A 22,883-nucleotide genomic window follows, 5' to 3' on the forward strand; every position below is an offset into this window, starting at 1 on the left:
TGAAGACGACGAGGTAGATAGGTTCGAGGTGGAAGCGCGGCAACGCGTGGAGCTGACGAATACTAATCGGTCGAGGGTTTCATCTGGCGAGCCGCGATGAGCGGCAGCGGAAGCAGAAACGATAAGTTCGCATCCAGTTTTTAGCGTGCAACGCTGAGCGTTTGGTGGCGATGGCGGAGGGGAACCACGCGTACCCATCCCGAACACGACCGTTAAGCCCTCCAGCGCCGATGGTACTTGGACCGAAGGGTCCTGGGAGAGTAGGACGCTGCCAAGCGATAGCGAGTCCTCAGCTCGAATGAGCGGGGGGCTCGCTTTTTTCATATGTATCGTGGTGATGAATGAATGGCTAGATCTCCGCTTCCAAGGGAATGCTATTCTGGCAGTTATTTTGACGGTTGCTCGCTTGACCCCTATAGGGTGTTTTGATAAGATGTCTCTAATACATTTTCAAACCGGTTTTCAAGATTCGTGAGGAGGTACAATTCTGTGTGGGAAACCAAGTTCGCCAAGGAAGGGCTGACGTTTGACGACGTACTGCTGATTCCCCGTAAATCCGATGTTTTCGGGGTGAAGGAAATCGATGTCAGTACGCGTCTCAGCGATACGTTGAAGTTGAACATTCCGCTGATCAGCTCGGCCATGGACACGGTGACGGAATCCAAATTGGCGATTGCGATCGCGCGCGAGGGCGGCATCGGCATCATTCATAAAAACATGTCCATTGCGCAGCAGGCTGAAGAAGTGGATCGGGTGAAACGCTCCGAGAGCGGCGTCATCACGAACCCCTTCTCTCTGACGCCGGAACATCACGTATACGATGCAGAAGAACTGATGGGCAAATACCGGATCTCCGGTGTGCCGATTGTCGACTCGAACAATAAGCTGGTCGGAATCTTGACCAACCGGGACTTGCGTTTCGTTCATGATTACTCGATCAAGATCAAGGAAGTTATGACACGCGAAAATCTCGTTACCGCGCCGGTAGGGACAACGCTGCAGGAAGCGGAAGTGATTCTGCAGAAGCACAAGATCGAGAAGCTGCCTCTTGTCACGGAATTGAACGAGCTGAAAGGTCTCATTACGATTAAAGATATCGAAAAGGCCATTCAATTTCCGAGAGCCGCAAAAGACAGCCAAGGTCGCCTCGTATGCGGCGCGGCTGTGGGCGTGTCCAAAGATGTCATGGAACGGGCCGCGGCGCTCGTCGAAGCCGGCGTAGACGCGCTTGTCGTAGACTCGGCGCACGGCCACCACAAGAACGTGGTCGAGACCGTCCGCAAGCTTCGCGCGGCGTATCCGGATCTGACGATTATCGCAGGCAATGTCGCGACGGCGGAAGGCACGCGCGACCTGATCGAAGCAGGGGCTTCCGTCATCAAGGTCGGCATGGGACCGGGATCGATCTGTACGACCCGCGTTATCGCCGGTATCGGGGTGCCGCAAGTGACGGCGATCTACGATTGCGCGACGGTCGCCCGTCAATATAACATCCCGATTATCGCCGACGGCGGCATCAAGTACTCCGGCGATATTACGAAAGCGATCGCGGCCGGTGCCGATGCGATCATGATCGGCAGCCTGTTCGCGGGTACGGAAGAAAGCCCGGGCGAAACGGAAATTTACCAAGGCCGTCAGTTCAAGGTTTACCGCGGCATGGGATCGCTCGGCGCGATGCGCGACGGCAGCAAAGACCGCTACTTCCAGGAAGGCGACTCGAAGCTGGTGCCGGAAGGCATCGAAGGCCGCGTCCCTTACAAGGGCCCGCTGAAAGACACGATTCATCAGCTCGTCGGCGGTCTCGTGCAAGGCATGGGATATTGCGGAGCCCCCAATCTGGAGGCGCTCAAAAACGAGACGCAATTCATTCGCATTACCGGCGCCGGCCTGCGCGAAAGCCATCCTCACGACGTGCAAATCACGAAGGAAGCGCCGAACTATTATCTGTAAAAATTTGCTTGGCGGCAGAGTCCCCGTCTCGGGGGCTCTGTTCTTTTTTTGAGGGGGAGGGTGTGGTACAATTAAACAATCCGATTCTCGGAAAGGAGAAGTAGTTTCATATGAACGCACGATTCAAGACGTATGCCAAGCGTGTGGCTCAGATCTTATCGGTATCCCTGCTCGTACAGGCCGCATCCGTATCCATACAAGCCTCTATGCCCAAGACCTATGCCGCAGAAGCTCCTGCTTTAAATCTTGAGGTGGAGAGCGCTATTTTGATAGAAGCCACGACCGGCCAAGTGATCTATGAATACAACGCCGACACCTTGCGCGAACCCGCCAGCATGGCCAAGATGATGACGGAATACCTCGTCATGGAAGCGATCGAATCCGGCAAAATCAAATGGGACGACATGGTTACGACCAGCAAATACGCAGCCAGCGTAGGCGGTTCGGGCGGATTGCTCGCGGCGAACGAGAAGCTGACGGTCGATCAGATGTTTAAAGCGATGTCGATCTACTCCGGCAACGACGCGACAATCGCGCTGGCTGAATTCCTCGAGGGGTCCGAGGAAGCGTTCGCCCGCAAGATGAACGAAACCGCGAGGAAAATCGGGATGTCCGACGGGGCGAACTTTATTACGTCCACCGGGCTGCCCAGGTATATGACCGATAAATTAAATCCGAGCAGCTTGCCGGGCGAGACCGTCATGACGGCCCGCGACGCTGCGATCTTGGCCCGCCGCATCATTCTGGACCATCCCCAGGTGCTGGAATATACGAAAATCCCGAAGCTGAAGCTGAGGGAACGGGATAAAACCGAGATGACGAACTGGAACTGGATGCTGGAGACGTACCAAGGCACGGCTAACATGCAGCCGTACGTCTATCCGGGGCTGGACGGTCTGAAAACGGGGCATACGAACGAAGCGGGCTATTGCTTCACGGGTACGGCCGTCCGCAACGGCATGCGGCTGATCAGCGTCGTCATGGGCGCGAAGACGGAGCCGAAGCGGTTCCAGGAAACCCGGAAGCTGCTGGACTACGGCTTCAACAACTTCGAACTGAAGACGATGCTCGCCGCGAATACGCCGATCGACGGCCAGCCGACCGTTAAAATTTCCAAGGGCAAAAAGACCGAGATTCCGGTTGTGTCGGGCGGCGAAGCGAAATTTATCGCGAGAAAGGGCTCCGAGGACAAGCCGGAAATTACCGTTGAGACCAAATCGGCGGACGAGCTGAAAGCGCCGTTTGACAAAGGCGCCGAGGTGGGCACGATAACGGTGAAATATAACGGCGTCGAGCAGAAGGTGCCGCTCGTGGCCGCGGAGGAGGCGGAGAAGGGCGGATGGTTCCGCTTGTTCTTCCGCGCGATCGGCAACTTCTTCTCCGATCTGTTCTCCGGAATCGCCAGCGGGATCAAAGGACTGTTCAGCTAACGGCTCGACCGCGCGTGCGGAGAGCGAAGCCGATGATTTGGACTGGAAGACGGTTGTAAAGGGACAAGCGTTGCTGTAAAATAAGAATTTAGATATTTACGGCGCTAGGCCAATGGCGGCGATAGCTGATCAGGAGGTAAGTTTAGATGGAAACAGGAACTTCCCGGGTTAAAAAGGGCATGGCTGAAATGCAAAAAGGCGGCGTCATCATGGACGTCATGAACGCGGAGCAAGCCAAGATCGCGGAAGCGGCCGGCGCGTCGGCCGTCATGGCTCTGGAGCGCGTGCCTTCCGATATTCGGGCGGCGGGCGGCGTGGCCCGGATGGCCGATCCGACGATTATCGAGGAAGTTATGAAAGCAGTCTCGATCCCGGTAATGGCCAAAGCGCGCATCGGCCACTTCGTCGAAGCGAAGCTGCTCGAAGCGATGGGCGTCGATTACATCGACGAGAGCGAAGTGCTGACGCCTGCGGATGAAGTGTTCCATATCAATAAACACGAGTTCACCGTTCCGTTTGTATGCGGAGCGAAAGATATCGGCGAGGCGCTGCGCCGCATCGGCGAAGGCGCGTCCATGATCCGGACAAAAGGCGAACCGGGAACGGGCAATATCGTCGAAGCGGTGCGCCATATGCGTCTCATCAACTCGCAAATCCGTAAAATTGCGAACATGTCGAAAGACGAGCTGATGACGGAAGCGAAAAACTTGGGAGCTCCTTACGAGCTGGTGCTGCAAGTTCATGAGACGGGCAAGCTTCCGGTCGTCAACTTTGCGGCAGGCGGCGTAGCTACCCCTGCGGATGCGGCGCTGATGATGCATCTGGGCGCTGACGGCGTATTCGTCGGTTCCGGTATCTTCAAATCCGAAAATCCCGAGAAGTTCGCACGGGCGATCGTGCAAGCGACTACCCATTATCAAGATTACGGCCTGATCGTCGAGCTGTCCAAAAACCTGGGCACCCCGATGAAAGGGATTGATATCAAACAGTTGAATGCGGCGGAACGCATGCAAGATCGCGGCTGGTAATTCGGCATCGACCGGGAAACGGCTCCCGTCCTCCTCTTGAGGGCGGCGTAGCCGTTTCCTTGACATTTTTCATATGCACGCGAAGGCGGGATAAAGCATGAAAATAGGCGTTCTTGCGCTGCAGGGGGCCGTGGCCGAACATGTTCGCATGATCGAAGCCACTGGAGCTGAGTCGGCAATCGTGAAGCGTACCGAACAATTGGAGTCGCTCGACGGGATTATCCTGCCGGGCGGAGAGAGCACGACGATCGGAAAGCTGATGCGCGAATACGGCTTTATCGAAGAGCTGCGGCGTTTTGCGGAATCGGGCAAGCCGGTGTTCGGCACTTGCGCCGGATTGATCCTGTTGGCCAACCGGATTGAGGGCCAAGACGAGGCGCACCTCCGGCTGATGGATATAACGGTAGCGCGCAACGCGTTCGGACGCCAGCGGGAAAGCTTCGAGACCGACCTGCATGTGAAAGGAATCGACGAGACGGTACGGGCTGTGTTTATCCGCGCGCCGCTAATCACGCAAGTGGGAGAGGGCGTCGAGGTGCTGTCCATTTACCGCGATCAGATTGTTGCTGCGAGACAAGGGCATCTGCTGGCGGCGTCGTTCCATCCGGAACTGACGGACGATACGAGGATGCATGAATATTTTGCCGGGATGGTCCGAGAGAGCAAGGCCACCACGGCTGCGAAATAAAAGTTGTAGCCACGGAGGCGTTCGGATTGTTCGATATCAAGCTGCTTAGAAACGACCTGGACCGCGTCCGCGAAGGGATGCGGAATCGGGGCAAGCAAATTGCGGAAATTGATCGGTTTACGGCCGTCGACGTCAAGCGGCGCGAACTGCTGCAGGAGTCGGAGACGCTGAAAAATCGGCGCAATACCGTATCGCAGGAGGTCGCCGCGAAGAAAAAAGCGGGGGAGAACGCCGATGCGCTGATCGCGGAGATGCGCGAGGTGGGCGACCGCATCAAGGCGCTCGACGACGAGATCCGGGTGTTGGACGAAGAGTTGAACGCGATTTTGCTGGCCATTCCGAATCTCCCTCACGAAAGCGTGCCGGTAGGCGCCGACGAGAACGACAACGTCGAGCTTCGCCGTTATGGCGAACCGACGACGTTCGACTTCGAGCCGCTGCCCCACTGGGAGCTCGCCCAATCGCTGGAGCTGCTCGACTTCGAAGCGGCCGCGAAGGTGACCGGATCGCGGTTCGTGTTCTACAAGGGACTGGGCGCCCGGCTGGAACGCGCCCTGCTGAACTTCATGATGGATCTGCACAGCGGTTCGCACGGGTATACGGAGATGATCCCGCCGTATATGGTCAACCGCGACAGCCTCACCGGCACCGGGCAACTGCCCAAGTTCGAGGAGGACGTGTTCAAGCTGGCAGGCACGGATTATTTCATGATTCCGACGGCGGAAGTGCCGGTTACGAACTATCACCGGGACGAAATTTTGTCCGTCGACGATCTGCCGAAAAATTACGTGGCCTACAGCATGAACTTCCGTTCGGAAGCGGGGGCCGCCGGCCGCGATACGCGGGGGCTGATCCGTCAGCACCAGTTCAACAAAATCGAACTGGTCAAACTGACGACGCCGGAATCGTCGTACGACGAGCTGGAAAAGCTGACGCAGAACGCCGAACGCGTCCTGCAGCTCCTGAAGCTGCCCTACCGCGTCATGACGCTGTGCACGGGCGACTTGGGCTTCTCGTCGGCCAAAACGTACGATATCGAGGTATGGCTGCCGAGCGCGGGCGTATATCGCGAGATTTCGTCGTGCAGCAACTTCGAGGATTTCCAAGCCCGCCGGGCGAATATCCGGTTCCGCCGCGAACCGAAAGCCAAACCGGAATTCGTGCATACGCTTAACGGATCGGGATTGGCGATCGGACGCACCTTCGCCGCCATCCTCGAAAATTACCAGCAAGCCGACGGCAGTATCGTCGTTCCCGAAGTGCTGCGTCCGTATATGGGCGGGCTGGAGGTTATCCGCAAGCCTTAAGCGGGCAAAAAATGCAGCTTGAACGACCGATAGCCTCTATGATACAATCCAACATGAACCTTCGGGTTCATGGATATGGAGAGGTACCGAAGCGGTCATAACGGGGCGGTCTTGAAAACCGTTAGGGTGCAAGCCCACGTGGGTTCGAATCCCACCCTCTCCGTCAGGTTTGCCAATAGACAGGAATAGGACGAAGCCGCTGAACGGATGACGGTCCGCACAGCGGCTTTTTTGCTTGGTTTAGCGTTTTTTCTTTTGCATTTTGATTCAGGTTGCAGCATTCGCCTTTTGCATAAAACCGCCCGCGGAGGCTCATGTTATGAGGGCGGAGGTGGATGAGATGGAGATGCAGATGCAAACCGACCCGCAGACGCTGGTGGCGGCCTGGAACGAAACGCTGCCCAGCGTGCTGAATTTCGGGGATAAAGCGACGGTCGCGGCCGATGAACAAGATCCGAACACGCTGAGGATGACGATCGATTCGGCGGGGCATACCGGTTATTCGTTCGATTTTAAGTGCACGTACGTCGATTCGCGCGAAGTCCGTGTCGAATTCGTCGATGTGGAGCGCGGCAACCGCAATATCGACGAATTCTCGCCAATCGTCCAAAGCTTGATTGACGACTATGTCCGACATATTCACGAATGTGCCCAGGCGCTTCACGGCCTGACGCACGGCAATTGAGGAGGCGCGGCGATGACGAAGCAGAAGGGACCGGACAAAAACCTGCAAAATGTCGCGGATCGCTTGGATCTGGAAGGCGTCAACGCTTTTCATGCCAACCAATTGAACCAAGACATCAACGACCGCAAGCATGAAGCATGGATTCAGCACGACACGACAACGAATAAAGGCGGCGACCAAAAAGGCATGAGGAGGGAATAAGGTGTCCAAACCGGATAGCGTAGCCGTAAATCCGCCGGGAGGCCAAGGCGCCGGGGAACAGTCCGGACACGGCGTCCAAGAGCCGAATTCGGGATCGAAGACGGTAAAAAACCACAGCCATAGCCGCGCCAATAAAGGAGAAGGACGTTAACAAATACGTACAGGGCCTGCCCGCGCTTGCCGCAACGGCGGGTTCTTGCCTGTCCGGCGGAACGCAGACGCCCGCGTTGAAACCTCCGTGATCCTGTGCTATAATGAGCTTTGCTGTGTCCGCGTAGCTCAACAGGATAGAGCAGTCCTCTCCTAAAGGACCGATAGGGGTTCGAGTCCCTTCGCGGACGCTGCGGTATCTTCGTCACACGGAGAAAAAAATGTAGACAAAGGGCTTTACAAGTTCGATAGATTATGCTACTATAATTGTCGTTGCCTCAAAAAATAATAGCGATAACGAGACGTGGCTCAGCTTGGTAGAGCGCTTGGTTCGGGACCAAGAGGTCGCAGGTTCAAATCCTGTCGTCTCGATTAAAGAAAAGAAGGATTGCGGATACGTTCTGCAATCCTTCTTTGCATGTGGAGGATCATTGATGATTTATCCACAAATCCTCTGGATAACTTGTGGACAATGGGGGCAGTCTTGTGCACAACCCTATTGTCGTTGGGGATAAAAAAACGCGGAGAACTGTTCAGTTGTCCGCATTTTTTCGTTTCTGCCGCAATTGGCGGAAAAATCCGCTTAACAGCTCCCCGCATTCTTCCTGCAAAATTCCGCTGACGATCTCGGTCCGGTGGTTGAAGCGGGGCTCCTGGAGCAAATTCATCAACGTGCCGGCGCAGCCGGCCTTCGGATCGGGAGCTCCGTAGACGACAACCGGCACGCGGCTTTGCACGATTGCGCCGGCGCACATCGGACAAGGCTCCAGCGTGACGTATAAGGTGCAGTCCAGCAGCCGCCAGGCTCCGAGCCGTTCGCTGGCTTCGCGTATGGCGATCATCTCGGCATGGGCCGTGGAGTCGTGGGCGGTCTCCCGCAAATTATGGCCGCGGCCGATCATTTGCCCGTCTTTCACGATCACGGCGCCAATCGGCACCTCCCCCAGAGCTTCCGCGCGGCGCGCTTCAGCGATCGCCTCCTTCATCCAGCGAGTGTGAAGATCGTGTTGTTCCGTATCGAAGGACATTTGGGTATGTTCGTTCCTCTCTCCGCCATTGTGCATCAATCATGTGCAAATGGTCACAGGTTGTTAACAGGTTGTGGATAACGATGTGTATAAAAATATTCTAATTCACCGGGTAGGTTCAGGCAAGTGTGGATAACGGTGAAAAAATGCGGGTGATGAAGGATTTTGTCGAGTGGAGCAATGGGGATAAGTTGAGGATAAGACTGTGTACAAGAATGGATTTGCCGGTTTTCAATTTTTGTGGACAATGTGAATGACCTTGTCGCCTCATTCTCCATATCGTAATGAAGAAAAACTTCAAGAGGAGGCGGGGGCGATGGTTCAAGCGGGAACCGGCACTCCGATTATGGGGACGGCGCAGGCGACGGAGCAGCAGATGGGGGCTTATCTGCGGCGATTCAATCCGGACGCGCCCGATTACGCCCGGCTGTATCTGGAGATCGGCGAACGATACGGGGTCCGGGGCGATTTGGCGTTTGCGCAGTCGATCAAGGAAACGGGTTACTGGCGGTTCGGCGGGGACGTCAAGCCGGAGCAGAACAACTTCGCGGGACTTGGAGCGACGGGCGGCGGCGCGAGAGGAGCCAGCTTCGCGACGCCGCAGGAAGGGATCGAAGCGCAAATCCAGCATCTGTACGGATATGCGACAACTGCCCCGCTGCCGTCCGGGGCCAAGCTCGTCGATCCCCGATTCTCGATTCTGCAGTCCGCCGGACTGCGCGGCGCCGCTCCGACCTGGGAGCAGCTCAACGGACGATGGGCCGTGCCGGGAGTCGGGTACGGGGAGAGCATCGTCCAGATCGGCCGGGAGATCGCGGCCGAGCCCGTGACGGATTGGAAAACGTCGGCGCTCGAATGGCTCAAGGCGGAGAGGTTAATCGACTCCCCGCACGACCCCGATGCGCCTGTCACCTGGGCGGAGTTCGGCACCGTGCTGAGAAGGCTGGCGGGGAAATAAGCGGCACCGCGAGCAGGCGCGGTTCGGGGAAAATCCGCAAATCGGCATACAGCGGCAGCAAACGGCGCATGCAGACGACCCAAGAGAGAGCCGATTGATTTTGCGATTTCGGTTGTCGAAGTTGGAGAATGGTTGAAGCTGTTGGAAGGCGGAGGCTGGCGATTCCACAGGAAATCCGGTATAATTCAAAGGATAGTCGTCCTTAGACGATAGCGATGATACGGAAACAAGGAGCTGGATTCATCCGTGGCACTGTCCTGTGGAATCGTCGGCTTGCCGAACGTCGGCAAATCGACTTTGTTTAATGCGATTACGCAAGCCGGCGCAGAGTCGGCCAACTATCCGTTCTGTACGATCGATCCGAACGTCGGCGTGGTCGAAGTGCCGGACCCGCGGCTGCAGAAACTGGCGGAGATCGTCAACCCGAACCGGATTGTGCCGACCGCGTTCGAATTCGTCGATATCGCCGGTCTGGTCAAAGGCGCCAGCAAGGGCGAAGGGCTTGGCAACAAATTTCTCTCCCACATCCGCGAGGTGGACGCGATCGTACATGTGGTGCGCTGCTTCAAGGACGAGAACATTACGCACGTCTCGGGCAAGGTCGATCCGATCAGCGATATCGAGACGATTAATCTCGAGCTGATTCTGGCGGATATCGACACCGTGGAGAAGCGGCTGGAGCGTTCCCGCAAAAACATGAAAAGCGGCGACAAAAAATACGTGCAAGAGGTCGAGGTGCTGGAGCGCCTCAAAGAAGTGCTGTACAACGACAAACCGGCGCGCAGCCTGGAGCTGACCGACGAGGAGAAGCTGATCGTGCGCGATCTGCATCTGCTGACGATGAAGCCGGTGCTGTACGCGGCGAATGTCAGCGAGGCCGAAGCGGCCAATGCGGACGGCAACGAATACGTGCAGCGCGTCCGCGAGTATGCCGAGGCCGAAGGAGCCGAGGTGGTGCCGATCAGCGCCAAGGTGGAGTCGGAGATCGCCGAGCTCGAGGGCGAGGATAAAGAGCTGTTCCTGCAGGAGCTCGGTTTGCGGGAGTCGGGGCTCGACCGGCTTATTCGCGCCGCGTACAAGCTGTTGGGGCTGTACACGTACTTTACGGCTGGCGTGCAGGAGGTTCGCGCTTGGACGATCCGCAAGGGAACCAAAGCGCCGCAGGCCGCCGGCGTCATTCATACCGACTTCGAACGCGGCTTTATCCGCGCCGAGGTCGTCTCCTACGACGATCTGATCGCAGCCGGCTCGATGAGCGCGGCGAGGGAAAAAGGACTTCTCCGGCTCGAAGGCAAGGATTATGTGGTAAACGACGGCGACGTGATGCATTTCCGCTTCAACGTGTAAACCGTCCAAATGCATACGTGCTGGAAGGAGGCATAACCCGTGTTGGATCGATTGCAGGCGCTGGCCGACCGGTACGAGAAGCTGAGCGAGCTGCTGTGCGACCCGGACGTGGCGAGCGACGCATCGCGGCTGCGCGAATACTCCAAGGAGCAGTCCGATCTGGAGGAAGCTTATCAGGCTTATCTGGAATACCGCAAAGTGATAGAGGGAATCGAGTCGGCCAAATCGCTGCTGAATGAGAAGCTGGACGAAGAGATGCGCGAGCTGGCGAAGATGGAGCTCGAGGAGCTGGAGCCCCGCAAGGCGGAGCTGGAAGAGCGCATTCGCGTGCTACTGCTGCCCAAGGACCCGAACGACGACAAGAACGTCATCATGGAGATCCGGGGCGCGGCGGGCGGCGACGAGGCCGCTTTGTTCGCCGGGGATTTGTACCGCATGTATACGCGGTACTCCGAGCTGCAAGGGTGGCGCGTCGAGCTGATGGACGCCAGCTATAACGATCTCGGCGGGTTCAAAGAGGTCATCTTTATGATCAGCGGCAAGGGCGCGTACAGCAAGCTGAAGTTCGAAAGCGGCGCGCACCGCGTCCAGCGGGTGCCGGTGACGGAGTCCGGCGGGCGCATCCATACGTCGACGGCGACGGTCGCCGTGCTTCCCGAGGTGGAGGACGTGGACGTGGAGATCCACGAGAAGGATATCCGCATCGACACGTTCTGCTCCAGCGGCGCGGGCGGCCAATCCGTCAATACGACGAAGTCGGCGATCCGCGTCACGCATATTCCGACGGGTATCGTGGCGCAGTGCCAAGACGAGAAATCGCAGCACAAAAATAAGGAGAAGGCGCTGAAGGTGCTGCGGGCGCGCATCTACGACAAGATGATGGAAGAGGAAATGGCCAAATACGCCGGAGAACGCAAGAGCAAGGTCGGAACGGGTGACCGGAGCGAGCGGATTCGGACTTACAACTTCCCGCAGAACCGGGTGACGGACCATCGGATCGGTCTGACGATCCACCGTCTGGAATCGGTGCTGAACGGCGATTTGGACGAGATCATCCAGGCGCTGACGCTGGTTGCGCAGACAGAAGGGCTCCAACAGGGGGAGACGGGATGACGTCCGGCGGCGATTCGTCCGGCACGATCCGGTCCTGCTGGCGGCAAGCGACGGACCGCTTGAAGGCGCGGGTAGACGACGAGCGGGAGGCGGCGTTTACGGCCGAGCTGCTGCTGCGCGCCTCGCTGGGCTGGGACCGGTCGGCGCTGTTTCTTCGCTGGGACGAGCCGATGCCTGAGGAGGCCCGGAGCCTGTTCTCCGCGCGGCTGGAGCGGCGGCTTGCCGGCGAGCCGGTGCAGTACATCCTCGGCGAGCAGGAATTTTACGGGCGCGCCTTCGCGGTGACGCCCGCTGTGCTTATCCCGCGGCCGGAGACCGAGCTGCTGGTCGAACGCATCTTGTCGGAGGCGCAGCGGCTATGGCCGGTCGGCGGGGAAGGCTCCGGGACGAATGCCCCGCTCTCGGCGGCCGACATCGGCACGGGAAGCGGCGCGATTGCGGTGACGCTGGCCGCGGAGCGGCCCGACTGGCGGGTGACGGCGGTCGACTTGTCGGCCGATGCGCTTGCGGTGGCCCGCCTCAATGCGGAGCGGATGGGCGTCGCCGGCCGGATCGAATGGCTGCGGGGCGATCTGCTGGGTCCGCTGGAACAAGCCGGCCGCGTGCCGGACGTGCTGGTGTCGAACCCGCCGTATATCGAATCGGCGGTTGTAGACACGCTGGCCGAGGAAGTTCGGGCGTATGAGCCGCGCTTGGCTCTCGACGGAGGCGCGGACGGTCTGGACTGCTATCGCCGCATGGCGGAGTCGATGTCCCGATGGCCGCGAACCCCGACGCTGGTCGGATTCGAGGTTGGAGCGGGCCAAGCCCGTGCGGTCGCCGAGCTGCTGGAACGGGCGGGCGCGTGGCGCCGGATCGAGATCGTAGCCGATTATGCGGGCATCGGGCGGCACGTCGTAGCGGTCCGCCGGTAAGGTCTGTTACGGAAGCGGACGGCGATGCGTCCCGATCCGGGACCAAGAGTCTAGCAAAAGTTGTGCGAAATACGAGATTGATAGGTTTAACTCCCTTGCGCGGTGTCCATACTGGGGATATCAGGCCGGAAGGGAGTTTTCTTATATGGTACGCACTCATTCTTACGGATTCGCTGGCTTTTCTCTCACGATCAACCGCTCGGTTCTCCGGGCGTACGGATATTTGCTGTTCGCGCTGATCGCACTTGTGATGATTTGGGAATCGAACAAAGAGATGCAAGCGCTGCTGAACCCCGTCATTCCGGAAGAGTCGATCCGGCTGCGCATTCTGGCGCAAAGCGACGCGCCCCGCGACCAGTGGATCAAAGGAAAGATCCGTGACGCGATCGTCGCGAGCCTGGCCGCTTCCGCTTCGGAGCCGCAAACGCTGGAGGAAGCGCGGGCGGCTATCGGCGGCCGGCTCGCCGAGCTTGAAGCGATGGCCAACGAGATGCTGCGGGCCAACGGCTTCGAATACACCGCCCATGTCGAGCTCGGCGTCGTGCCGTTCCCGGCGAAAATGTACGGCCATGTCGTCTATCCCGCCGGGGAGTATGAAGCGCTTCGCGTCACGCTGGGAGACGGACTCGGACAAAATTGGTGGTGCGTGCTGTTCCCGCCGCTCTGCTTCGTGGACGGGACGACGGGCGAAGCTTCCGCCAAAACGGAAGGCACGATGAAAACGGGCAAAGCCGAAGCGAAAAGTAGCGGCAAGGAAGGCGCCGTATCCGCGAAATCGGCGGCTCCGGCAGCGGACGATGACGCGGGAGACGCCCGGCAGGAACAGGCCGACCAGCCGGAAGTGAAGTTTTTCCTCTGGGAGCTGATCAAGAAGCTGATTGCCTTCCTGAAGGGATTGTTCTCATAAGCCGGACTTGACTATAATGAATAGAGCGAGAGACGAAAGCATGCGGGGATCAAACTTGGAAGGCGACGAATGATGGAAGGATCATCGACAAAACCTACAATTTGTTGGCAGATCGGCGATTACGACCCGCGCGACCCGCTAACGCAGGAAGCCCTTGCGGAAGCGGGTCGGCTTGTCCGCGGGGGCGGGTTGGTGGCGTTCCCGACGGAGACGGTGTACGGATTGGGAGCCGATGCCCGGAACAGCGCGGCGGTCCGGCGTATATTCGAGGCCAAGGGACGCCCGTCGGACAACCCGCTGATCGTGCATGTCGCGAACCGCGAAGGCGCGGCGGCGGTGGCCCGGACGGACGATCCGGCCGTATCCGCGCTGATGGAGGCGTTCTGGCCGGGGCCGCTTACGCTGGTGCTGCCGGCGCGGGAGGGCGCCGTAGCCCCCGAGGTGACGGCCGGGCTGCCGACCGTCGCGGTGCGCGTCCCGGACCATCCGGTCGCGCTGGCGTTGATTCGGTCGGCCGGTTGCCCGATTGCCGCGCCTAGCGCGAATCGGTCGGGACGGCCGAGTCCGACGAACGCGGCCCATGTGCGCGAGGATCTGGACGGCCGCATCGGCGGCATCGTGGACGGCGGACCGACCGGCGTCGGCGTGGAGTCGACGGTGGTCGAGCCGATTCCCGGCGGCGTCCGCATCCTGCGGCCGGGCGGGGTCACGGCGGAGCAACTGGCCGCCGTCGCGGGGCGAGTGGAGCTCGATCCGGCCTTGCAGAAGGAGGGGCCTGAAGATGCCGCCGCCGCGGAACGGTTCGCACCGCGCTCGCCGGGCATGAAGTATACGCACTACGCTCCGCAAGGGCGGCTCGCCATTGTGGAGGCGAAGGACGGAGATCCCCGGCAGGCGGCTGAGTATATCCGGCGGGAGCTGGAGGCCGCTCGGGCACGGGGAGAGAAAACCGGCATTCTGACGGTCGCCGAGCACGCGCCGTGGTACGAGGCGTCGGCCGACGTCGTGTCCGTCGCGGGCACGCTGGCCGATCCTTCTTCCGTCGCGCGCGGATTGTTCGCCGCGCTGCGGAGGTTCGACGAGGAAGGCGCGACGTTTATGCTGGCGGAATCGTTCCCCGAGCACGGGATCGGTCAAGCCGTCATGAACCGGCTGACGAAGGCTGCCGGCGGAACCCGGCTTCGGGTGTAAAAGGTCATCAGGCTCCGCCTGTCCGCATATGTTTAGAACAGACGCGGACACGGAGGAGTGCTGGAATGGTGGACACGGCCTTTGATCTCGGACAGGTTGTGACGATTTTGTTCATGGCCGTGGCGCTCGGCATGGATGCTTTCTCGCTGGGCATCGGAATTGGGCTGAGAGGCATAAGGCTGAAGCAAACGTTGTCGCTTGGACTGCTGATCGGGTTTCTTCATATGGCGCTGCCGCTGCTCGGGATGGCGATGGGGATGATGGCCGGGCGTCTGCTCGGCAGCGTGGCCGCGCTGGCCGGCGGCTGTCTTCTTATTTTGCTTGGGGCGCATATGATATGGAATGCCGTCCGCGAAGAGCAGCGTCCCGTCATGAACATATCCACGCTATGGAGCATGATCTTTTTCGCGTTGACCGTCAGTATGGATGCGATGTCGGTCGGCGTATCGATGGGGCTGATCGCCAGCGATACGATGCTCACGATTGCGGTGTTCGGCATCGTCGGTACAGTTATGTCCGTATCCGGGCTGCTGATCGGCCGGCGCGTGCACGGATGGATCGGCGAATACGGGGAAGCGATCGGGGGCGCGATGCTGTTGGCGTTCGGCATCAGTTTTATATTCTAGGTCCGAGGAAGAAGAGGGGGACTTCGGGATGAACCGGATTTTGTTTGTGTGCACGGGCAATACGTGCCGCAGTCCGATGGCCGAAGGGCTGTTCCGCCAATTGGCGGCGGAAGCGGGGCTTCGCGTCGAAGTTCGTTCGGCCGGCGTAGCCGCCAGGCCGGGAAGTCCGATCTCCGAGAACGCGCAGCGTCTGCTGCAGGAGAGAGCGGCCGAAGGTCCGGCGGCATCGTCGCCCGTCACGGAGGAAGCGATCGCCTGGGCCGATCTCGTGCTCACCATGACGGTAGGCCACAAGGCGGTGTTGGTCAAGACGTTCCCCGCCGCGTTGGACAAGACGTATACGCTCAAGGAATTTGTGCGGGAAGCGGACGCGTCCGCCGCTGAAGAGCGGGACAGGCTGGCCGCGGAGCTGGCGCTCAAGCAAGCGCTCGGGGAACAAGTCACGGACGAAGAACGGCGCAAGCTGATGGAGCTGGAGCGCGAAGCGCCCGATCTCGACGTGGCCGACCCGTACGGCGGCTCGCTGGACCGCTACCGCGCTTGCGCCGACGAGCTGGCACAGCACCTCCGCCTGCTCGCGGATAAGCTGAAGCGGACGCAAAGCTAGGCGTTCGGTTTCTCGCGAGCGAGGGAAGATCCCGGATTTTCCGGGAAGTTGCCCTTTACAATGCGTCTGCCTGTAGAGTATCATAAAGGTATGAAAATCAAGCGTCCGGTGTAACTGGCGACAAGTGGAATGAACCACGGTGGAGCATCGGACGGATCGGCCGGTCGCCTGGGCGAAGAGCAGAGCGTCATGCGAATGCATGATGCCATGCTCTTTTTGTCGTTTTAGGGGACAGAAGGGTATAATAGACGTGAATCCATAAGGAGGCAGAGCGACGTGAAGATAGCGATTGGAGCTGACCATGCCGGCTACCGGTTAAAAGCGGACATTATCAAGCTGATCGAGTCGATGGGCCATCAAGTCGAGGATTTCGGCTGCCATTGCGCCGATTCGATCGATTACCCCGATTATGCACTGCCGGTATGCGAGAAGGTCGCCGGCGGCGAAGCGGACCGCGGCATTTTGATTTGCGGGACGGGCATCGGCATGTCGATTGCGGCCAACAAGTTCCCCGGCATCCGCTGCGCGCTTGTGCACGATTTGTTCTCGGCGAAGGCGACCCGGGAGCATAACGATTCGAACGTGCTGGCGATGGGCGAGCGCGTGATCGGGCCGGGGCTGGCGCAGGAAATCGTCCGTGTCTGGCTGGAGACGGAGTTCTCCGGCAACGAGCGGCATGCCAACCGCATCAACAAAATCAAGCAGATCGAAGACAAATACAGCCTTCATCCATAAATAAGCAGTGGCAGACAGGCCCGGACACGCGGGCGCGGTGCTCGAAGGAGGCGAAAGCATGAGTGAACTGGACTTGTCGGCGCTGGCTGCCGGCGTCTCCGCTACGCTCGGCGAGCTGGCCCAAGCCGGAGGAATCGGGAACGGGCGGCTGGTCGTGATCGGCTGCAGCACCAGCGAGGTCATCGGCGAGCGGATCGGCAGCGCCGGTTCGGAGCAGGTGGCTGGGGCGATCTGGCAAGGGATCGACGAGGCGCGCCGGACGTACGGCTTCGACGTGGCGGTGCAATGCTGCGAGCATTTGAACCGTGCGCTCGTGGTGGAGCGGGCCGTACTGGAGCGCAACGGATGGACGGAAGTAACCGCCGTGCCCGTTCCGAAGGCCGGCGGATCGATGGCCGCCGCCGCTTACTTGCGCATGAGCGATCCGTGTCTCGCGGAGACGGTCGCCGCGCACGCCGCGCTTGATATCGGCGAGACGCTGGTCGGCATGCACTTGCGCCGCGTCGCCGTGCCTTACCGGCCGTCGATTCGCTGGCTGGGCTCGGCGAGAGTAACGGCGGCGTACACCCGGCCTCCGCTGATCGGTGGGGCTCGGGCCGTCTATGAGAAGCCGCGTCCGGCAGGCGGTACGGAGACGGGCGGCGGATTTTGCCGGTGACGGATTGCGGGCGGCCCGGCGCGAATTCGGGATTGTGCCGGGCGCCGGCGCATGTCGTTTGGAAGATGAAAACTTTTTATTCATTAAAATATTGAAACCGGGAAGGACTGCATCGATCATGATGGAAAACTTGCGCAAACAGGACCCCCAAGTATTGGAAGCGATGAACCTGGAGCTGGGCCGCCAGCGCGACAAGCTGGAGCTGATCGCCTCCGAGAACATTGTCAGCGAAGCGGTTATGGAAGCGATGGGCAGCGTACTGACGAACAAATACGCCGAAGGCTACCCGGGCAAACGCTACTACGGCGGCTGCGAGCATGTCGATATCGTCGAGGAGATCGCCCGCGAACGGGCGAAGCAGTTGTTCGGCGCTGAGCACGCCAACGTCCAGCCGCACTCCGGCGCGCAGGCGAACCTCGCCGTCTACCTGGCCGCAATCAAAGCGGGCGACACGGTTCTCGGCATGAACCTCGCGCACGGCGGCCACCTGACGCACGGCAACCCGGCCAACGCGTCCGGCATTCTGTACAATTTCGTCGCTTACGGCGTCAGCGAGACGGACTTCCGCATCGACTACGACCAAGTACGCAAGGAAGCGTTCAAGCATCGCCCCCGTCTGATCGTGGCGGGCGCCAGCGCGTATCCCCGCACGATCGACTTCGAAGCGTTCGCGCAGATCGCGAACGACGTCGGCGCGTTGTTTATGGTCGACATGGCGCATATTGCCGGTCTCGTCGCGGCGGGTCTGCATCCGAACCCGGTGCCTCACGCGCATTTCGTCACGACGACGACGCACAAAACGCTGCGCGGTCCCCGCGGCGGCATGATCCTGACGCGCAAAGCTTGGGCGGCGGCGATCGACAAAGCGGTATTCCCGGGCACACAAGGCGGTCCGCTGATGCATGTCATCGCTTCGAAAGCGGTCGCGCTGGGCGAAGCGCTGCAGCCGGAATTCAAGCAATACGCCCAACGCGTCGTGAACAACGCCCGCGTTCTGGCGGAGTCGCTGATGGCCGAAGGACTGAATATCGTATCCGGCGGCACGGACAACCACTTGATTCTGGTTGACCTGCGCAACCTGGAGCTGACCGGCAAAGTAGCCGAGAAGCTGCTGGATGAAGTCGGCATTACGTGCAACAAAAACGCCATTCCGTTCGATCCGACCAGCCCGTTCGTCACAAGCGGCATCCGTCTCGGCACGCCGGCATTGACGACCCGCGGTTTCGACGAAGAAGCGATGAAGTCGGTCGCCAAGGCGATCGCCATCACGCTGCGCAATCCGAACAGCGAGTCGGCTCACCATCAGGCGCGCGCGATCGTGAAGCAACTGACCGAGCAATTCCCGCTGTACCCGAACCTGAAATATTAATGGCGGTCCCGACGGGACTCGCGTTCGGCCCCCGTTGAAGGGCACCCCTTATGATGTCATTGGAAAAACCTCTCCGGTTGATCCGATGAATGATAAGGGGTGCATTTTTTGTGGCGATGGGCAGATTCAAGGATACGGGACAATGTAAGGGTTAATCCGGGAAGCGCCGGATGCGGCGGGGAACATTCGGATGGGCATCATAGGCTGCAGCATAGCGGGGCGATATAAAAAGTCATTTAATGCAGGAATGGGGATGGAGAATTCCGACAGACGAATTTCGGGTGATCGCGATAAAAATTAGGGTTACCCAACCCCAACCGCCGGTTCAAGAAATCAAGCGAAAATCCCGGCTCCGCCAAGAAAAAAATTCGCCTGCCCGCACGGAGACGCCCGCGGAATCGCAACCGATTGAACAGGCGAAAATCGGACGGCGATGTTCTGGGGGAAGCACATATTGGAAATCCTATGGACGAACTCCCGTTTCGTGGTGAAACGCGGATATGATCATGGTATAATAGTGCGGGTTACTTGACATATGGGAGGGTGTGGGTCGTGAGCAAAGTATATATCTGCGATCACCCGTTGATTCAGCATAAGCTGACGTTTATTCGTGACGAACGGACCAACACGAAAGATTTCCGAGAACTGGTGGACGAAGTGGCGACGCTGATGGCGTACGAGATTACCCGCAACATCCCGCTAGAAAAAATGGAAGTGAATACGCCGGTCGGACCCGTGCAAGGACGCGTCATCTCCGGCCGCATGCTTGGCGTCATCCCGATCCTGCGCGCGGGTTTGGGCATGGTGGACGGCATCCTGAAGCTGCTTCCGGCGGCGAAAGTCGGCCATATCGGCTTGTACCGCGATCCCGAGACGCTGAAGCCGGTCGAATACTACGTGAAACTGCCGACGGACGTGCAGGAGCGTGAACTGATCGTGATCGATCCGATGCTCGCCACGGGCGGATCGGCTATTGCGGCTCTGGATCTGCTGAAGCGCAAAAACTGCACGCAAATCAAGCTGATGTGTCTCATCGCGGCTCCGGAAGGCATACGGGCCGTTCAGGAGGCGCATCCCGACGTCGATATTTACATCGCGGCCATCGACGAGAAATTGGACGACCACGGCTATATCGTCCCGGGTTTGGGCGACGCCGGAGACCGGCTGTTCGGAACGAAGTAACGCTTGTTCGGGACAAGCATATGACAGGTTAGGGGAAAAGGAGGCTGCGTCGTGAAACGCATCCGCGTCATGACCATATTCGGCACGCGCCCGGAGGCCATCAAAATGGCGCCGCTCGTGCTGGAGCTGAAAAAACACGAAGACCGCATCGAATCGTTAGTCTGCGTCACCGCGCAGCACCGGCAGATGCTCGATCAGGTGCTGGAGGCGTTCGACATCCGGCCGGAATACGATCTCGACGTCATGAAGGACAGGCAAACGCTGAACGAAGTGACGCTGCGCGTCCTGCAGGGGCTGGAGCCGGTCTTCCGCGAGGCGAAGCCGGATCTCGTGCTGGTGCACGGCGATACGCTGACGACGTTCCTGGCCAGCTACGCGGCGTTTCTGCAGCAGATTCAGGTCGGCCACGTCGAAGCGGGACTCCGCACCTGGAACAAGCTGTCGCCGTATCCGGAAGAGATGAACCGCCAACTGACGGGGGTGCTCTCCGATCTCCATTTTGCGCCGACCGACTTGTCCGCAAGCAATCTGCGCCGGGAGAACAAGCCGGAAGACCGCATATACGTCACCGGCAACACCGTAACGGACGTGCTGAAGCATTTCATCAAGCCGGACTATACCCATCCGATGCTCGATTGGGCGGCCGGCAAACGGCTGGTGCTGATGACGGCGCACCGCCGCGAATCGCAAGGGGAGCCGCACCGCCGGGTATTCCGCGCCGTCCGCCGGCTGGCCGACGAGTTCGAAGACATCGCGATCGTGTACCCCGTCCACCTGAGCCCGGCCGTACGGGAGCCGGCTTTCGAGGTTCTCGGAGGCCATCCGCGCATCAAGCTGATTGATCCGCTGGACGTAACCGATCTTTATAACTTTTATCCGCATACCCATCTGATCCTGACGGATTCGGGCGGGATTCAGGAAGAGGCGCCGTCGTTCGGCGTGCCGGTACTCGTGCTGCGGGACACGACCGAGCGTCCGGAGGGCATCGACGCGGGATGCCTGGAGTTGGTCGGCACCGACGAATCCCGAGTCTTCGAGCGCGCGCGGGCGCTGCTGACCGACGAAGCGCTGTACGAGCGGATGAGCCGCGCCGCCAATCCGTACGGCGACGGCAGAGCGTCGGAGCGGATCGTGCAGGCGATTTTGCATCACTTCGGCTTGAGCGACAGCCGGCCCGAACCTTTCCGCCCGTAACGGCTCCGAACGTCCGGAACCGTTGGCAGCGGCTCTCATTCGTAATGTGGAGAAAGCCGTTGGGGATCATGTACAGTGTACAGTGGAACTGTATGGATTGAAAATGGCGAAATGCCTTGTGTATCAAGGCTTTTCGCGATGTTGTTCACCAAATGTTCGCAGAACGATTGGTTGACAAACCTCTCGCCGCTTCGATAAAATGTATGAGGATTGACAGGGGTAAAAGCGATGACGAAACGAAGCAAGCGAGACAATCCGCTGCTGGCGGCCGGCCTCGTCGGCGTCTTGGGCGTCGATGTCGCCGTCTGTATCGCCTTGGGATACTGGGGCGGCTCCCTGGCCGGAGATTACTTCGGCGGAAGCAAGGGCTGGACGTTGGGCGGCTTGTTTGTCGGACTGGCGGCAGGCATTCTCTCGGCCGTTCTGTTGGTCAAGAAGGTAATGGAGGACGCCGATGGATAAAATTCTCGGGATGACGATGCGGGCGGCACTTTTTATGGTGGCCGCTTGTCTGTTGGTCTGGGCGTTCGTTCCGGAATGGCGCCAAATCGCCGGCGGCCTGATTCTGGGCCTCGCGGCCGGCGTCATGAATGCGCTTTTGTTGAAGCGCAGGGTGGAGCTTGTCGGCAGCGCCGCGGCCGGCGCCGGTCCCCGCCGGATGGGGTTGGGCCTCGGCAGTCGATTGGCGACGGTACTGCTCGCGTCCATGATCGCTTACCGTTATCCGGAGAAGTTCAGTTTGCCCGCCACGCTTGCCGCTTGCATGGTTTTGCCGTTTGTCGTGTTGACTGCTGCTTGGTTCGTCCATAGACGACAATAATTTGCGGAAAGGGGTGAAATACTTACATGCATGAGTTTCCCGTGCTAACTGTAGGTGGCCTGGAATTCGACATTTCCTCCTTGATCGCCATCACGGTTTCCGCGATCATCACGTTCCTGCTGGCGAGATTGGCCGTAAGCCGGTTGTCGGTGGAGAACCCGTCGAAGCTGCAGAATTTTATGGAATGGGTTGTGGAATTCGTTCACAACACGATCGCCAGCACGATGCCGGTTCATAAGGTTCGTCCTTATCTGTCGCTCGGCATGACGCTGATCATGTTTATCTTCATCTCGAACTTGCTGGGTCTGCCGTTCGGTATCGTCACGGAGCATCACGCCGTCAACGAAACGATCGGCGTAACGCAAGAAGTCCTGGACAAACATCACGGCGAAGCGCATCTGGCTTGGTGGAAATCGCCGACGGCCGATATTTCGGTGACGGCCGGATTGGCCCTGATCGTCTTCGTTCTGGTTCACTATCTGGGATTGAAACTGAACACCAAGCACTACCTGAAGCACTACCTGGAGCCGTTCCCGATTTTCTTCCCGCTGAACATCATCAAGGAGATCGCGAAGCCGATTACGCTGGCGCTGCGTCTTTACGCGAATATTTTCGCGGGCGAGGTGCTGATCGCGACCATCCTGATGCTGGGATTCGTCGGCATTCCGTTCTTGCTGGTATGGCAAGGCTTCAGTATTTTCGTCGGCGCGATTCAGGCGTTCCTGTTTACGATCCTGACGATGGTTTACATCTCGCAGGCGACGGTTCATCATCACGACGAACACTGATTCCCGC

25 protein-coding genes, 3 tRNA genes, 2 rRNA genes and 1 riboswitch are annotated in these 22,883 nt (G+C 59.4%); of the genes, 29 read left to right on the forward strand and 1 reads right to left on the reverse strand.

Annotated elements, in window-relative coordinates; all coding sequences use genetic code 11:
- The 13 genes from FE781_RS11890 to FE781_RS11950 all read left to right on the forward strand — a co-directional run.
- Positions 1-86, forward strand: a 23S ribosomal RNA gene (locus FE781_RS11890); the annotation flags it as partial.
- A gap of 74 nt (positions 87-160) precedes the next feature.
- Positions 161-277, forward strand: a 5S ribosomal RNA gene (gene rrf / locus FE781_RS11895).
- Positions 278-489: 212 nt separating this feature from the next.
- Positions 490-1,950: an IMP dehydrogenase gene (gene guaB, locus FE781_RS11900; protein ID WP_138789853.1), complete on the forward strand. Its 1,461-nt coding sequence runs from the start codon at positions 490-492 to the stop codon at positions 1,948-1,950.
- Between the two features lie 110 nt (positions 1,951-2,060).
- Positions 2,061-3,380: a D-alanyl-D-alanine carboxypeptidase family protein gene (locus FE781_RS11905; protein WP_138789854.1), complete on the forward strand. Its 1,320-nt coding sequence runs from the start codon at positions 2,061-2,063 to the stop codon at positions 3,378-3,380.
- 146 nt (positions 3,381-3,526) lie between these two features.
- Complete coding sequence (pdxS, locus tag FE781_RS11910) at positions 3,527-4,408, forward strand: pyridoxal 5'-phosphate synthase lyase subunit PdxS (protein ID WP_138789855.1); 882 nt, start codon at positions 3,527-3,529, stop codon at positions 4,406-4,408.
- Positions 4,409-4,505: 97 nt separating this feature from the next.
- The gene (gene pdxT / locus FE781_RS11915) at positions 4,506-5,096 is read left to right on the forward strand and encodes a pyridoxal 5'-phosphate synthase glutaminase subunit PdxT (RefSeq protein WP_138789856.1); all 591 of its coding nucleotides are present in this window, start codon (positions 4,506-4,508) and stop codon (positions 5,094-5,096) included.
- Positions 5,097-5,122: 26 nt separating this feature from the next.
- Entirely contained in the window at positions 5,123-6,403 is a 1,281-nt protein-coding gene (serS, locus tag FE781_RS11920; RefSeq protein WP_138789857.1) for a serine--tRNA ligase, read from the forward strand.
- Positions 6,404-6,480: 77 nt separating this feature from the next.
- Positions 6,481-6,566 (forward strand) — tRNA-Ser (locus tag FE781_RS11925).
- 177 nt (positions 6,567-6,743) lie between these two features.
- Entirely contained in the window at positions 6,744-7,088 is a 345-nt protein-coding gene (locus tag FE781_RS11930; protein ID WP_138789927.1) for a hypothetical protein, read from the forward strand.
- 12 nt (positions 7,089-7,100) lie between these two features.
- Positions 7,101-7,289 carry a hypothetical protein gene (locus FE781_RS11935; protein ID WP_138789858.1) on the forward strand — a complete coding sequence of 63 codons (189 nt, stop codon included), beginning with the start codon at positions 7,101-7,103 and terminating at the stop codon, positions 7,287-7,289.
- A 1-nt stretch (position 7,290) separates the two neighbouring features.
- Entirely contained in the window at positions 7,291-7,440 is a 150-nt protein-coding gene (locus FE781_RS11940) for a small acid-soluble spore protein P (RefSeq protein WP_138789859.1), read from the forward strand.
- Positions 7,441-7,557: 117 nt separating this feature from the next.
- Positions 7,558-7,630 (forward strand) — tRNA-Arg (locus FE781_RS11945).
- Positions 7,631-7,737: 107 nt separating this feature from the next.
- A tRNA-Pro gene (locus tag FE781_RS11950) sits at positions 7,738-7,811 on the forward strand.
- A 161-nt stretch (positions 7,812-7,972) separates the two neighbouring features.
- On the opposite strand, the gene tadA is transcribed toward FE781_RS11950, so the two are convergent.
- Positions 7,973-8,467 (reverse strand): tRNA adenosine(34) deaminase TadA, encoded by a 495-nt coding sequence (gene tadA, locus FE781_RS11955; protein ID WP_138789860.1) that lies wholly within the window; start codon positions 8,465-8,467, stop codon positions 7,973-7,975.
- Positions 8,468-8,783: 316 nt separating this feature from the next.
- Between tadA and FE781_RS11960 the strand changes: the two genes are divergently transcribed.
- From FE781_RS11960 to atpB, 16 genes are all read left to right on the forward strand, one after another.
- On the forward strand, positions 8,784-9,425 hold the full coding sequence (locus FE781_RS11960) for a glucosaminidase domain-containing protein (RefSeq protein WP_211346352.1): 642 nt from the start codon (positions 8,784-8,786) through the stop codon (positions 9,423-9,425).
- A 246-nt stretch (positions 9,426-9,671) separates the two neighbouring features.
- Positions 9,672-10,772, forward strand: a complete 1,101-nt coding sequence (ychF, locus tag FE781_RS11965; RefSeq protein ID WP_138789862.1) for a redox-regulated ATPase YchF — start codon at positions 9,672-9,674, stop codon at positions 10,770-10,772.
- 39 nt (positions 10,773-10,811) lie between these two features.
- Positions 10,812-11,885, forward strand: coding sequence for a peptide chain release factor 1 (gene prfA, locus FE781_RS11970; protein WP_138789863.1), 1,074 nt, complete (start codon positions 10,812-10,814; stop codon positions 11,883-11,885).
- Complete coding sequence (gene prmC / locus FE781_RS11975; protein WP_138789864.1) at positions 11,882-12,799, forward strand: peptide chain release factor N(5)-glutamine methyltransferase; 918 nt, start codon at positions 11,882-11,884, stop codon at positions 12,797-12,799. Before prfA ends, prmC begins: the two co-directional genes overlap by 4 nt.
- A 145-nt stretch (positions 12,800-12,944) precedes the next feature.
- Complete coding sequence (spoIIR, locus tag FE781_RS11980; RefSeq protein ID WP_138789865.1) at positions 12,945-13,706, forward strand: stage II sporulation protein R; 762 nt, start codon at positions 12,945-12,947, stop codon at positions 13,704-13,706.
- 69 nt (positions 13,707-13,775) lie between these two features.
- Positions 13,776-14,897, forward strand: a complete 1,122-nt coding sequence (locus FE781_RS11985; RefSeq protein WP_246068158.1) for an L-threonylcarbamoyladenylate synthase — start codon at positions 13,776-13,778, stop codon at positions 14,895-14,897.
- Between the two features lie 65 nt (positions 14,898-14,962).
- A complete protein-coding gene (locus tag FE781_RS11990) occupies positions 14,963-15,523 on the forward strand; it encodes a manganese efflux pump MntP (RefSeq protein WP_138789867.1) in 561 nt (186 codons plus the stop codon).
- 28 nt (positions 15,524-15,551) lie between these two features.
- Positions 15,552-16,130, forward strand: coding sequence for a low molecular weight protein arginine phosphatase (locus FE781_RS11995; protein WP_138789868.1), 579 nt, complete (start codon positions 15,552-15,554; stop codon positions 16,128-16,130).
- A gap of 100 nt (positions 16,131-16,230) precedes the next feature.
- A riboswitch (ZMP/ZTP riboswitch) is annotated at positions 16,231-16,311 on the forward strand.
- Positions 16,312-16,406: 95 nt separating this feature from the next.
- A complete protein-coding gene (rpiB, locus tag FE781_RS12000) occupies positions 16,407-16,865 on the forward strand; it encodes a ribose 5-phosphate isomerase B (protein WP_138789869.1) in 459 nt (152 codons plus the stop codon).
- A 58-nt stretch (positions 16,866-16,923) separates the two neighbouring features.
- Positions 16,924-17,523, forward strand: a complete 600-nt coding sequence (locus FE781_RS12005; RefSeq protein WP_138789870.1) for a TIGR01440 family protein — start codon at positions 16,924-16,926, stop codon at positions 17,521-17,523.
- Positions 17,524-17,641: 118 nt separating this feature from the next.
- The gene (locus tag FE781_RS12010; protein ID WP_138789871.1) at positions 17,642-18,892 is read left to right on the forward strand and encodes a serine hydroxymethyltransferase; all 1,251 of its coding nucleotides are present in this window, start codon (positions 17,642-17,644) and stop codon (positions 18,890-18,892) included.
- Positions 18,893-19,444: 552 nt separating this feature from the next.
- Entirely contained in the window at positions 19,445-20,074 is a 630-nt protein-coding gene (gene upp / locus FE781_RS12015; RefSeq protein WP_138789872.1) for a uracil phosphoribosyltransferase, read from the forward strand.
- A gap of 51 nt (positions 20,075-20,125) precedes the next feature.
- Entirely contained in the window at positions 20,126-21,268 is a 1,143-nt protein-coding gene (wecB, locus tag FE781_RS12020; protein WP_138789873.1) for a non-hydrolyzing UDP-N-acetylglucosamine 2-epimerase, read from the forward strand.
- A gap of 228 nt (positions 21,269-21,496) precedes the next feature.
- Positions 21,497-21,730, forward strand: coding sequence for an AtpZ/AtpI family protein (locus tag FE781_RS12025; RefSeq protein WP_138789874.1), 234 nt, complete (start codon positions 21,497-21,499; stop codon positions 21,728-21,730).
- A complete protein-coding gene (locus tag FE781_RS12030; RefSeq protein WP_138789875.1) occupies positions 21,723-22,088 on the forward strand; it encodes an ATP synthase subunit I in 366 nt (121 codons plus the stop codon). The genes FE781_RS12025 and FE781_RS12030 overlap by 8 nt, the downstream gene beginning before the upstream one ends.
- A 26-nt stretch (positions 22,089-22,114) precedes the next feature.
- The gene (gene atpB, locus FE781_RS12035) at positions 22,115-22,876 is read left to right on the forward strand and encodes a F0F1 ATP synthase subunit A (protein ID WP_138789876.1); all 762 of its coding nucleotides are present in this window, start codon (positions 22,115-22,117) and stop codon (positions 22,874-22,876) included.
- Positions 22,877-22,883 lie beyond the last annotated feature (7 nt).

The sequence above is a fragment of the Paenibacillus thermoaerophilus genome, from assembly GCF_005938195.1.
In the GTDB taxonomy this organism is placed as follows: Bacteria; Bacillota; Bacilli; order Paenibacillales; family Reconciliibacillaceae; genus Paenibacillus_W; species Paenibacillus_W thermoaerophilus.